General features: G+C 37.2%; 11 protein-coding genes. 4 read left to right on the forward strand and 7 right to left on the reverse strand.

Annotated elements, in window-relative coordinates:
* Positions 1 to 217: 217 nt before the first annotated feature.
* The 4 genes from ACFOOI_RS11515 to ACFOOI_RS11530 form a co-directional block, all read right to left on the reverse strand.
* A complete protein-coding gene (locus ACFOOI_RS11515) occupies positions 218 to 1,501 on the reverse strand; it encodes a 3-coathanger stack domain-containing protein (RefSeq protein WP_379838122.1) in 1,284 nt (427 codons plus the stop codon).
* A 2-nt stretch (positions 1,502 to 1,503) separates the two neighbouring features.
* Positions 1,504 to 2,547, reverse strand: a complete 1,044-nt coding sequence (locus tag ACFOOI_RS11520) for a hypothetical protein (protein WP_379838123.1) — start codon at positions 2,545 to 2,547, stop codon at positions 1,504 to 1,506.
* Between the two features lie 296 nt (positions 2,548 to 2,843).
* The gene (locus ACFOOI_RS11525) at positions 2,844 to 3,761 is read right to left on the reverse strand and encodes a hypothetical protein (RefSeq protein ID WP_379838124.1); all 918 of its coding nucleotides are present in this window, start codon (positions 3,759 to 3,761) and stop codon (positions 2,844 to 2,846) included.
* An 11-nt stretch (positions 3,762 to 3,772) separates the two neighbouring features.
* Positions 3,773 to 4,057 carry a LytR/AlgR family response regulator transcription factor gene (locus ACFOOI_RS11530; RefSeq protein ID WP_379838125.1) on the reverse strand — a complete coding sequence of 95 codons (285 nt, stop codon included), beginning with the start codon at positions 4,055 to 4,057 and terminating at the stop codon, positions 3,773 to 3,775.
* Positions 4,058 to 4,195: 138 nt separating this feature from the next.
* On the opposite strand from ACFOOI_RS11530, the gene ACFOOI_RS11535 reads away from it, so the two are divergent.
* The 4 genes from ACFOOI_RS11535 to ACFOOI_RS11550 all read left to right on the forward strand — a co-directional run bounded on the left by ACFOOI_RS11535 (position 4,196) and on the right by ACFOOI_RS11550 (position 7,943).
* Positions 4,196 to 4,912 carry a hypothetical protein gene (locus ACFOOI_RS11535; protein WP_379838126.1) on the forward strand — a complete coding sequence of 239 codons (717 nt, stop codon included), beginning with the start codon at positions 4,196 to 4,198 and terminating at the stop codon, positions 4,910 to 4,912.
* A 619-nt stretch (positions 4,913 to 5,531) separates the two neighbouring features.
* The gene (locus ACFOOI_RS11540) at positions 5,532 to 6,320 is read left to right on the forward strand and encodes a sensor histidine kinase (RefSeq protein ID WP_379838127.1); all 789 of its coding nucleotides are present in this window, start codon (positions 5,532 to 5,534) and stop codon (positions 6,318 to 6,320) included.
* A 6-nt stretch (positions 6,321 to 6,326) separates the two neighbouring features.
* Positions 6,327 to 6,971 carry a response regulator gene (locus ACFOOI_RS11545; protein WP_379838128.1) on the forward strand — a complete coding sequence of 215 codons (645 nt, stop codon included), beginning with the start codon at positions 6,327 to 6,329 and terminating at the stop codon, positions 6,969 to 6,971.
* A gap of 195 nt (positions 6,972 to 7,166) precedes the next feature.
* Positions 7,167 to 7,943, forward strand: a complete 777-nt coding sequence (locus tag ACFOOI_RS11550; RefSeq protein ID WP_379838129.1) for a glycosyltransferase family 25 protein — start codon at positions 7,167 to 7,169, stop codon at positions 7,941 to 7,943.
* 135 nt (positions 7,944 to 8,078) lie between these two features.
* Here ACFOOI_RS11550 and ACFOOI_RS11555 read toward each other — a convergent pair whose 3' ends face one another.
* The 3 genes from ACFOOI_RS11555 to ACFOOI_RS11565 are packed head-to-tail and all read right to left on the reverse strand — an operon-like array spanning position 8,079 to position 12,813.
* Positions 8,079 to 9,611 carry a hypothetical protein gene (locus tag ACFOOI_RS11555; RefSeq protein WP_379838130.1) on the reverse strand — a complete coding sequence of 511 codons (1,533 nt, stop codon included), beginning with the start codon at positions 9,609 to 9,611 and terminating at the stop codon, positions 8,079 to 8,081.
* Positions 9,612 to 9,632: 21 nt separating this feature from the next.
* Positions 9,633 to 11,243 carry a hypothetical protein gene (locus tag ACFOOI_RS11560; RefSeq protein ID WP_379838131.1) on the reverse strand — a complete coding sequence of 537 codons (1,611 nt, stop codon included), beginning with the start codon at positions 11,241 to 11,243 and terminating at the stop codon, positions 9,633 to 9,635.
* Positions 11,244 to 11,247: 4 nt separating this feature from the next.
* Positions 11,248 to 12,813: an SBBP repeat-containing protein gene (locus tag ACFOOI_RS11565; RefSeq protein WP_379838132.1), complete on the reverse strand. Its 1,566-nt coding sequence runs from the start codon at positions 12,811 to 12,813 to the stop codon at positions 11,248 to 11,250.
* Between the last annotated feature and the right edge of the window lie 4 nt (positions 12,814 to 12,817).

Below are 12,817 nucleotides of genomic sequence, written 5' to 3' on the forward strand. Positions count from 1 at the left end.
TCTACATTCGAAATCTTTACAAATTTGCTCCGATTAATCTGATAATAAAATACTGTCTAGACAGTATTTTTATTGGAATGAAAGAAAAAGAGGGGTAGTGTATTTTTTAATATAATTGTGGGTATTATTTAATTAGATTAATTGTGAGATTTCAAAAAGAATTACTCGTTATAAATCTTTAATTATCTATGGATTTTAATCTTTAAGGTCTTTGTAGCTAATTACTACATCCACCCATCTCCACCAGGAAAACAGTACCATTGGCAGCTGTGAAACCAGGTTTCAAAATCACCGAACGTCCAGCAATATACGTAACCTTGGCATTGCCCGTAATTTTATTGGCTGCTTCCATGATTCCGGTGGTGTTGCTGACCTCTTTCAGCACGATACCCGAACTGTAATCGTCAGCGGTGCTTTGGAGTGTGAGTGAGGTGGTACAGGGCGGCGGACAAATGGCGAGTACCTCAAACACTTTGATGGGTTGTTCATCGTCTGTAGGGTCAGAAGCTACTATTCTAAGGCGATAACCAGGAGCTACTGTAATGCCTGCTGGAATAGAGGCATTTATAGTACCTGACGTATTTCCAGTAAATGTCCCCAATACGGTTGGAGATGTAAAATCACCAGATGCGTTACTAAGTTGCAACGTAAATACATTATTTACCCCAAAGGTACCTGATACTACAAAAGGCACATCAAAGGCAGTTTCTCTACAAAAGGCAGCAGGAACACTCCCGATAGAAACAATATTGTCTTTCTTAGTGAAAGCATCTACCGTGGTGGAACTCCACTGATTATTGGCGTTTTTGGCACGGACAGACAACAAGTGAATACCGTTAGACAAGCCAATCACATCTACGTTAAACATAGCATTGTCTACGCTTTGCCCCGCCGTGATAGGAATAGCTGTACCGTTGCCCACGCCGGGGTCTGCATCTACAAAATATTCCATAGCTACAATATCTGCGGGCATGCTTCCCGACCCACCGCTCAGGTTAAACTTAACAAATGGACGATACGTAGTAGCACTCCAGTTATTATCTGCATTTTTTGCCCGAATGGAAAGCAAATGAAAGCCATCTGTTAAACTCGTAACTGGAAAGTTGAAGGTTACGTTCTCAACGCTTTGCCCCGCCGTGATGGGAATGGCCGTACCGTTGCCCACGCCGGGGTCTGTATCTACAAAATACTCCATAGCTACAATATCTGCGGGTGTGCTGCCCGAACCAACGCTCAGATTAAATTTCACAAAAGGACGGTAAGTAGTGGCACTCCAGTTATTGTCCGCATTTTTTGCCCGAATGGATAGTAAGTGAAAGCCATCTGACAAACTCGTGACGGGGAAATTAAAATTAGCCGTGACGGCTTGCCCCGCCGTGATGGGCACGTTAGTGGCGTTATCTACGCCGGGGTCTACGTCTATAAAGTATTCTACTTTGGTGATGTTGGACTGGGCAAATGCTACAGAACTTATAAATAGTAAAAGTAAAATCTTTTTCATGATTAATTGGCTTTAAAAGTGGCGGTGGCGGAGATGTTGGTGGTATTGTCACCAACACCTGAATTATAAAAAGTTGTGATTTGTGGATAACGAGGTAGACCAGAAAATGTAATCGGATTTACACTCCCATAAACTCCTATATCCACACCATTCATTCCTGCTCCAGAAGCAATTGAGCCATTTTTTAAAACTCTGTCTAAATCACCTTGATAGTCTGTAGTTGAGTAACTAGTACCGCTAAATATCTGGTCGTAAGTTGCATTAGAGATATTATTATTTGAATTTGGCAGTGAGTGGAAGCTAATACAGTAACTTATATTTGAACTTGTAGTATATTCAATACCTTGAAAAATACAATTCACAAAACTACTAGTAATTACTTCAGTTATATTTCCATAAATCTGACAATTCTTAAATATGGAGTTTGAAATCACATTATTTACGCCTCCACCAGAAAAAAGTATTCCAAATAAAACTGAATTTTCTACGAGCAAATTAGTAGAAGTAAGGGATCCATTATTTCTATATTCTCTAATAGTTTCATTAACACCATTATACCCAACTAAACACCTTCGTACTTTTAAATTTGTACCTTCTGAAACTAATATAGATTCATCAAATTGATTCCCAATCCATATAGAGTGGCAATAAGAATCTTCAATTGAAATATTCGATTCATTTACATAAATAGTACCTGTTCTTGCATGTTTTACAGTACTACCCTCACTTCCATTTTTAAAGGTTATATTACCTAATTGAACAGTACGAGTATCTAAAGGTTTAAAGCTCAACTGTGGATTATTTAAATTAAATCCATTTCCTCTAAAATGTATTCGCTTTGAAGTTTCCACGCTAGAGTAGTATACATAATTGCTATTTCCATACGGCTCAATCAATATCACATCATCCGTATTCGCAGCATCTACGGCGGCTTGTATGGTGTTATAGACATTTACGCCGGTGATATTTGGGTCTCCGTTTACACGGCGGGTGGTTTGGGCATTTGTATTAAAACTGCAAAGGAATACACATATACCTAGAGCCAATAATTCTTTTAATTTCTTCATTTTTTAAATAGTTTATATTTTCAAAGTTGATTAATACCTTTTTTTGACGTCTACTTATTTTCTTGAATTTTCCACACTTCAATTCTATCTCAAGATCATTACCAGAACAAATTATTATTCCCTTTTCAAAAAGGGTAGTCAGTTATTAGTTTTACCGTTCGAAAATGAATCATATGTATCAAAAAAGTCAGTGCATTTTTCAACATCTTATTAAATAATTCGTGAAAAACTTTAATTTGTATATCAAAGTTTAACTCAACTATTTTAGCTCCATTTTAAAAACTCCTAACTGCTCTTACCTTTAATGAAGGAATATTGAATTCAGTAGGTGGGAAATGTTGATAATCAGCAGCAACCTGAATTCGAGTAATTCCTGGAGCAGGTGGGACCTCTCCAAATCTATGTCCATAAAAGCCTCCTGGGCCGATTGTTGAGCTCCAATAGATAACTCCATATTGACTTTGATTAAAGTTCCCGGAAGTTACAATTGGGTTATTGTAAAGGTTATTAAAGAGTTCTATCAACTCGTCATTACTTGGAAGATACCAGTCAGATTTCCCATTTATTATTAAATCATTGCAGTTTTTTGCGGCAAAATCATTTATATATGCGAAACTTTCGGAATTATATTTTGTCATTATATTTGTTGTATTAGCCTGACCAGCACCATTGCTTGAAGAAGTACTTACGCCAGTCAATGAGCCCATGAAATTCCAATATCCCCAATGGCTGGAGCCTCCTGCCTGATTCAAAATGTCATTATCCGTACAAACCATTCCTGTTCCTGTAGTTGTATTTAGATAAAATATAAGCCCACCCTCATAAGTTTTGCCATAGAGAGAATCTAAAAGTAAGTTGTTGCTTTGATAAATTTGAAAAGGTGTTTCTGCCGTATCTAACCTAGCTTGAACGGAAAGTGGAGTAGGATTGGCGGCACATAGACCCGGTACTATCAAGTAATTATTAGTACTGATATACAAGGTATCGCCAGGGCACTTAATATAGGGTTCAAATAGGTAATCATTTGCCGATGCTGCCGCCAAAGTTCCATCAGAATTTATTTTCACAATGGGATTGGTGAGTCCTGTGGGGTCAATAGTTTTAGATTTAATTTTACCTGTCACCTCCAAGTCTTGGCCACAAGTAACTTTCCCAATCAGAAAAAACATAATGAATAAATAAATTGCTCTCATAAGTACTAGGGTTAAATATTAAAATGATACATTCTTCTCCTCGAGACCCACAAATGCGAGCCATTGTAAAGCGAAATACAGGCACGGTTGCCATCACGCTCAATAGTTTTTATGTGTGAAGGATTCAAAAGAGTTCCTCTGTTTATTCTTATAAAATTGCTGTGTTGTTGTACAAATGTTTTCAAAGTGTACGACGAAACTATCTTTCGTCCATCCACTAAATGAAACTCTGTATAGTTTATGTCAGCTTTAAGAAACATTATTTCTTTACTTTCAGGGTAAGTTTTCATTTTCATGGCTTGCTTGCTTTGGTGATACACAAAGGTGGCCAAAGCTCTTGATGCTTTATAGAGGGATATTGCCCTTTTTAAAAAGGGTGTTTTTCACGGAGGATTTGCAGTTCTAAAGCTCCTTCTTTGTAAGAAAAAGAACATATGGTAAATTTTAAACAATTGATATTAAATAGTCTCCCATTTTTTATAGGAGGAGCTGGAGTATTTGGGGCATTATTTTATGAGGAAATAGGCTTTGTAAAAGCCAAAAATATGATTATTGATGATAAAAAAAAGATAGTGGCAGCTCTCAAATATGATGTTTATTACGATTATGAATCGACTAACTTTTCAATTGATTCCACCAAGTTAGATTCTATCCTTTATAATTTAAGAAATAGTGAAGATTATGATGTAGAATTTTTGTATTTAAAATATGGATTTAAAGAATCTGTACCAAATAAATTTTACAATTTTACTATGGCAATATCCGCTTTAGATAAAGATAAGAAGGAGATAAAAGAAATTTCTGATTTTCCTCTCAATGGTTGGGATTCAAAGGATTTTTCTATTTACAAAAAAGCATATAAAAAATTAAAGGCTGCTGGATTAATTGGGGCATATGGTCATAGAGACAACGTTTTTGGAGGAGTAATTTTCCCATTGGATTCTGCAATTGCATATATAAAAGAAAAAAGAGCTGAAAAATATTTTTTATACCCTTCTTTTATGATCGAGGAAAGTTTATTTAGCCCTAATTTCACAACTGTAATTGTTTCAAATGACTCTTTATTAAGAAAAAAGGCATTTTCACCTGAAGGTATTTCAAAAAAAGACAACAATTTCTACGGCGACAAAGGCACCACCTGTTGCCAATAAATAAAATGACTACCTTATTGATTTACTTAGGTGTCCTTTCAGTCTGTTTTCTGGTAGGCACCTTGTTTTTTTATAAACTTAATAGAGAAACCAAAATCATTTACTTGCTGGTCTTATTTTCTATAGTTGTTGAATTTTTAGGATTTTACAATAAGAATTTATCAATTGAAAAAAGAATAGTACCCATTATTCATCAAATATATTCTCCTTTGGAAGCTGTTCTAATTGGACTATATTTTTACAGAATCATAGAAGAATCTTACTTAAAAAAAATTGTTTTTATCTTAACTATTATTGCCCTAATTATATTGGGATATGACCTTTATTTAAACAATTCTGCGTCCTTACAAAATTTTAAGTTTTACCTACTACCCATGGCATTTTATGCTATATTCAGTATACTTTATTTAAGGCAGTTATTAAATTCAAATTTAGATTTACTAAACAATCCTCACTTTTGGATTGTCACAGGCATTTTGTTTTTCAATACTTCCTTTTTCTTTTTGTCAGGTTTTATCAATTATATTAGAGAAAAAGATTTGGATCTTGCAAAAAAAATGTTCTCCATCAACCACATTATTAATATTTTCTATTACTCACTTATCACCTACGGTTTTATATGTCAACGGAACTTAATGAAGTCGTCATCATAGTATTGGCAGGGACATTTTTAATGATGCTCTTAGTGATCTTCATCATTTCCTTTTTCTTCATTCATCAAAAACGCCAGCAAGCCCACAAACTCGAAAAAGCCACCCTCAAAGCCCAGTTTGAACAAGAGATAGTAAATGCCGAAAATGAGATTCAAGACACAACGATGAAGTATATCAGTCGAGAATTACACGATAATGTTGGGCAGATGCTTACTTTGGTCAAAATTCAACTCAATAACTTGGCGGAGGAAGTGCCCGGAAACATAAGAATCAAAGATTCCAAAGAATTTATACATACTGCATTAACAGATATTAGGGCTTTGTCTAAAAGCCTAAACAGTGACAATATACTGAATGAAGGTTTAGAAAAAGCTATATCTTTTGAACTTGATAGGGTTAAAAAACTAGGAAATTATAAGGTCGTATTTAATAGTAATTTGGATATTTTAGCATTAGATACAAAGATAGAAATATTGATTTTTAGGATTTTTCAAGAATTATTACAAAATATTTTAAAGCATGCCAAAGCAAAAAATATTGAAGTTAACTTGGAAGAAACTTCACAATGGCTTATTTTGGAATTAGTTGATGATGGCATTGGATTTGACTTTAAGGAAAAAGTACAAAAAAATGGCTACGAAAGTGGAGCAGGACTAAAAAACCTCTTGCATAGAGCTAGCTTAATGAATGGTACTTTGGTTTTCAAAAAAGGCAAAACCGATGGCACAAAAGCCATTTTAAACATACCCCTTTAATGCATTATGACAACCATTGCTTTAGCGGACGACCACCATCTTATTCGCAATGCTCTTGTAGAGCTCATAAATAAATTCGACGGTTTTAAAGTTATATTTGATGTAGCCAATGGGCAGGAATTTGTAGAGCATCTAAAGTTTAATGACGCTCCGGACATAGCTCTTATCGATATAAATATGCCAGAAATGAATGGCTTTGAAACTACATTATATTTGGCTCAAAATTATCCAACTATTAAAACATTGGCACTTTCTATTGAAGATAATGAGGAGTCAATAATTCATATGTTAAGGTGTGGAGCAATTGGTTACTTACTAAAAGATACCGAAACCCTAGACTTCAAAACTGCTCTAGAAGAAGTTAAAATTAAAGGCTTCTACCACAGTGAGCTTGTTTCTAATACTTTATTAAAAAGTCTTCAAAAACCAAATGGTGTTGCAAATAAATCTGAAATAGTCTTTCAGGCACGTGAGCAAGAGTTTTTAGAGTTTGCTTGCTCCGAACTTACCTATAAAGAAATAGCAGACCAAATGTGCCTTTCGCCCAGAACGATTGACGGATACAGAGAAAATTTATTCATCAAATTTGAATTAAAATCTCGTGTAGGCTTGGTACTATTTGCCCTTCGAAATGGCTTAATTCAGCTGTGAGTTCGTTTCTAAAAAAAGGACCATTCTCAAATTTCTCTCTCTTCACTATTCAAGCTATATCTTATACTTTTTGTATCCGTTTTTATTTGTTAAAACTAAGTTAAAAACAAATTAATTGGTTCTTAAGCGAATATTAAGGTGGCTTATGTTGTTTTGTGTACTCCCTAAACATAAAACTATAAAACTTAACCGCGTATGGAAAGGCAATCGCAGATTCTAACGGAGCTTTTTAACAAAGGCATCTATGTAATTCATGCACTAAAAGGATACGAATTTCACGAAAAACGGATAATTGAACTTTTCGGAAAAATGAATATGTCGTTTGAGTTTGTAACGGATGGTGACCCACAAAATTTCGACAAAATCAACCTCGAAGACTATTTCGTTAAAGACATCAAATCCAAACTTTCTGAAGGGGTTTTGTCGTGTACATTAAACCATATTTATGCGTTCCAAAACATAGTGGACGACAGTTTGCCATATGGCTTAATTTTCGAAAATGACCCGTTTTTTTTAGGAGATTTCAAGCCTAAACTTTCTAAGGTAATTAATGAAATGATGGATTTAAAACCGGGTTTTATTATTTCATTAGAAAACACTTCGTTTAGACAACCCTCGGTGTGGGATACCAAAAAAGGCAAGCACCTTTACCAAGCCACCAACTGCAGGCATACCGCAGCATATATCATTGACAATGCGGCCGCTCGGGCTATTTTAGAAGAGATAAAAACCAATAAATGCAGCAATGTAATAGATTGGTGGCAGGACGAACTGATTGCCAAAAAAGTTGTAAAAATGTACTGGGCGTTTCCCTCTTTAGTAGAAGAAGGCTCGCACAATGGACAAATGTGTTCAACTATTTCGACCAAAAAAAGTAGTCTATTCAGAAGGATTTCGTGGTTTCTTCAGAAACAAATGAAAATGTCGGTTTCTAGGTTATTTCCAAATAAATACATAGTCAGAACTTCCTAAATAATAACCCAAATCTATCTCAAACCAAAGAAAACGCATACCCGATTCCGGTAGCGATTTGACGGCTTCTCTCCAGATACGTTTGCTTTTGGTGTGGGGTGTTGTCTGAGGCTGATACTTAAATAATTGGTTAATTTATTCATCCAAATTTTGCAAAAAAACATTGGCATTTCCACTTCCTGAAAAAAGTATGAGCTTATCGAAGAATCCTTTACCAGAAAAGGTACCAAACACCCTGATTTTTGAACCACCTTTAACTACTCTAGAGCCAAAGTCATCGGCTGTACTCCCTCCGTTTTTAACCCAAAGAAAAGCTCCCGTTTCATCATATTTGGCTATAAAATAATCTTTTGTGCCGAAAGGATTAAGTGGTTTTGTTCCGAAAAAGACGGTTCCTGTATAATAGCCAGTTTGATAAATATTACCACTGGCATCAATAAAAATTCCTTTTGCTTCATCGTCCACTTGCCCACCTGCTTTTGTAACCCATTGGCTCGCTCCTGCTGAATTAAATTTTGCGATGTACGCATCCAGGTAGCTGTTGGTTGCCACAATATTCGTTGTGCCAAAAGTTGCTACGTCTGCAAAACCTCCTGCCAAAAAAGCATTTCCAGATCCATCAACTGCAACAGCATTACCTGTATCTGCATAATTACCGCCACCACGTTTTACCCATGAGACGGTACCGCTAATGCTATGTTTAGCAATAAAAGCATCGGAGGTTCCTACATAAGGTGGGGAGATGGCGTTTCCAGCATAGCTAAATGCACTACTGAAATTTCCTACCACAAAAACATCATTCGCTGTGTTTATGGCAATGTCTTTGGCGATGTCTTTATAACTGCCCCCATACGTATTTACCCATTGAATATTACCGGCATTATCATATTTTGCAACAAAAATATCCTCATCGCCTGCGGAAGTGCGAGAGTTAGCTCCAAAATTGGCAGTCCCTCTAAATGAGCCGACAATATACACGTTTTGACTACCATCAAGAGACAAACCATAACCGTATTCAAAATTTGAATCGCTACTTCCTGCTTTTTGTACCCACTGCAAAACACCTGCTGAACTATATTTTGCCACAAATATATCCGAGCCTCCTGCCGCGGTAAGGTTACCATTTCCGAAATTGACAGTTCCAGAAAAATGACCTGTTACATAAACGTTTCCGCTGGCATCGGTTTTGATATCGTAGGCTTCATTCCAACTACTTGTACCGAAGGCCTTTGCCCAAACTAGACAACCTTTAGAGTTAAGTTTGGCAAAATACATATTTAACGAACCAGTTGCTGTTAGTGTGGTATCACAAAGACTGATGTTGGTTCCAGAAAATGAACCTGCTATGTAAGTAAAATCATTATCTGCCGCTAAACCATGGGCATAATGCAAAAAACCGCCTGTAATCGGCTGAGAAATAGTGGCTTTAGCAACCGAAGTACTTTTAGTAATATCGGAGCATTTCCACTGGCTTCCGTCATAATAACTCAGGCAGTTGGTGCTTAGATTGTAAGCTAGCATTCCTTTTTGAGGCGAAGGAATTGCAGCCAACTGACTGTTTGTTAGCTGCGGAACATGCACATTGTTTTGAGTAACATTGGCAAATTGGGCTTGGGTTTTGATTGCAAAAGACAAGCACAAGAATATATATAACTGTTTTATTTTCATAGTTTTAAGCTTTTTTAATACTTATTCAAAAATCCTTAATAGAAAAATATCTTCGCCCGAAGGATTGATATTAGAATAATTATTGGCTTGTAAATACTGCTCATCAAAAAAGACAATTCCTCGAAAAAAACCCGTTGCGTAGAGATTTCCAAATCCATCTACAGCAATGGCATTGACACTTTCGTCGTATTCTCCACCCGACTTTTTAAACCATTGGAGTTCACCGCCCGTACTGTATTTTGCATAAAAAATATCTCTGTTGCTATTGGGCGAAGGCACTATCATATAGCCATCTAACGACGGGGCGAGTGTATAATTGGCTGCTACATAGACATTCCCAATGGCATCAACCGCAAGGCTGCGACCTTCTTCTTCTCCGCCACCGTTTGTTTGTTTGGCCCATTGAGCCACACCAACACTATTGAATTTTGCCACAAAAAAATTGCCGTAGTCATTCAAGTTTGGCGTAAGCGTAATGCCATTACCAAAAGTTGAACCGTAGGCATAAGTGCCCGTAATGTAATGATTACCAGATCCATCAAAAATTATATCATTCACAATATTGGTGTAACCCGCCACCGATTGTGTACGAAAAACCGATTGAAAAGTACCATTCAAATCATATTTTGCCACAAAACCATCCGTCTGATTATTGCCCGTAATGGTATTTCCGCCAAAATCGGCTGGACTTATATACATACCCGTTATATACACGTAGCTGCCATTTATCGCTACTTTTCGACCTGCATCATGGCTGTTTCCTCCTGCTCTTCTGGCCCATTGCTCTATTCCTGACGAGCTGTATTTAACTAAGAAAATATCATCGTAAACATTTGAGTTTGACGACACAGATGTGAGAGATAAACTACCGAAAACGGATGTTCCTCTAAATGTTCCACTGGCGTAGATATTGCCAGTACCGTCAATTGCCAAACCATAACCAAAGGTTTTATTGTCGTAGGTATATGGCGATGCTCCACCTTTTCTCGACCATTGCACAATGCCATTTGCATTATATTTTACTAAGAAAAAATTATTTTCTCCAAACGAATTAAGTGTATTACCATTTAAAGAAAATGACCCATTAAAATTCCCTGAAAAGTATACATTTCCGACATTGTCAACTACTATTGCCATACCTTCGGCACTTTGACTAACGCCCAATTTCCTGGTCCATAGGCGTTGACCGTTTGCATTATATTTGGAAACAAACGCATCAACATTCGTGGCTGTCAGAGTGGTATCTCCAAGGGTTGCCGACTGAAAAAATGTACCTGAGAGATACATATTATTATTGACATCGGTATAAACTTCGTAGCCTTTTTCATTATTGTTGCCATTGCCTCCCATTTTTTGAGGTGTGAGAATCGGAGAGTTATTTCCTTGTGATTGATTAGTACATTTCCAAGATGTACCATCATAGATTTTCAGGCAATTAACGGTTTTATCAAAGACTGTCATTCCTGCTTGTGGTGATGCAATGGCTTTGATTTGATTGATGCTCATCGAAGGAATTTGGATATTTCCTGCATTACCAGGTGTAATGGTGATGGACTGTGCTAAAGCCTCCCCTGCCCCCGATGGGGGAGCTAAGAAGCTAAATAAAAGGAAAATTAATGTTAGTTTTTTCATGGTTTTATTCTTTGATTTTGTAGATATAAAATCCTCTTTGTGAGCCAGTTGTAGAAGTTAGTAATGTTCCACCCAGTGAGGCCGACTGTAAGAAATAACCAGTGGCATAGATTCCGCTGGGTGTGTAAGCGATGCTCAGACATCGGTCGTTATTTGCTCCTCCACCTTTTGTTATCCAATCAATTTTTCCTTCGGAATCATATTTGGCAATGAAAATATCTAATTTCCCAAACGTAGTGAGGTCGTTTGTACCAAAACTAACACATTTCTGAAAGGCTCCCGCCACCACACAATTCCCCGAATTATTGGCCGAGACATTCAGAAAAACTACGCCCTCTTCATTGGTTCGGCCAGCATGATTGAGCCAAGCTAAAACTCCAGTCGATGAAAACTTGGCAATGAACGCCCCTTTGGCCAAACCATCGGGGTCTTGGGTAGTATTGAAATAATTATCGACCGATAACGCCGAACCACCGTAAGTGCCAACCAAATAGACATTTCCCTGATTATCAACGGCTACATCACGACCAATGTCATCGCTGTTTCCACCGATTCGGTTTTGCCAAATCACATTTCCATCGGTATCATATTTTACAATAAAAGCATCGTTTTGAAGTATGGTAGTTACATTATGGGTCGTGGCATTATTGCCAAAATTGGCCGAGCCATTGGTGCTGCCCGTAAGATAAAAATTTTCGCCCTCAACTTCGAGACTTTCGGGGCGGTCGTTGGCAATTCCACCTGCACGTTTTGCCCAAATTTCACTACCATCAAGCGAAGATAATTTCAAGATAAAAATATCATCTTGCCCGATTTGATTCAACGTTGCGGTATTGAAACCAACAGAAGTTGTATAAATGCCCGTTACAAAAATCATGAGTCCGTTGGAAACGCCAATTTCTTTTACTTGCACAAAATCAGTATAATCCACTCGCCAACCATAAGTACCGTTGGCGTTGCGTCGTTGGATGCGATTTACGTGAACAATGTTATTCGGAGCTGTGGCATATTGTTGAAAATAAGCAAAATAGATATTTCCGTAGGCATCTACTTCCAAATCTATCATCGAAGCCCCTACTTCCGAAACTGCCCAAAGAATACTGCCTTCGGGCGAAAATTTGATGATAAATACACCTTCGGTATATTGTTGAAGCACGGCATCGTAAGAGGTAAAATTATAGCTCCCATAAGTGGCGGTTGCATAAAAACTTCCTCCAACATAGACATTTCCAGCTGCATCGGTGGCTATGCTTACCCCAATATCATCGTTTGAATTATTCCCGATTCGCTTGGCTGATTGGTTGCTTGGTGTAATGCCTTTGGTAGAACTCGTACAAATCCATTCGGTGCCGTTGAAATATTTGATACATTTCGCATCGGTATCGAAAACCATCATGCCTTTTTGCGGAGAACTGATTGCCAAAACTTGGTTACTCGTTAGACTCGGCAAACGCATATTGTTGGGTTCAAAAACGCCCTGCCCAAAAGCCCCGAAGCGTCGGTCGCCCCAGCCCCCGATAAAGGAGTTTATTATGATGTTTAATGTTAGATATATCAATAGTTTTTTCATGGCG

It is taken from the genome of Lacihabitans lacunae (assembly GCF_042649125.1).
Taxonomy (GTDB): domain Bacteria; phylum Bacteroidota; class Bacteroidia; order Cytophagales; family Spirosomataceae; genus Leadbetterella; species Leadbetterella lacunae.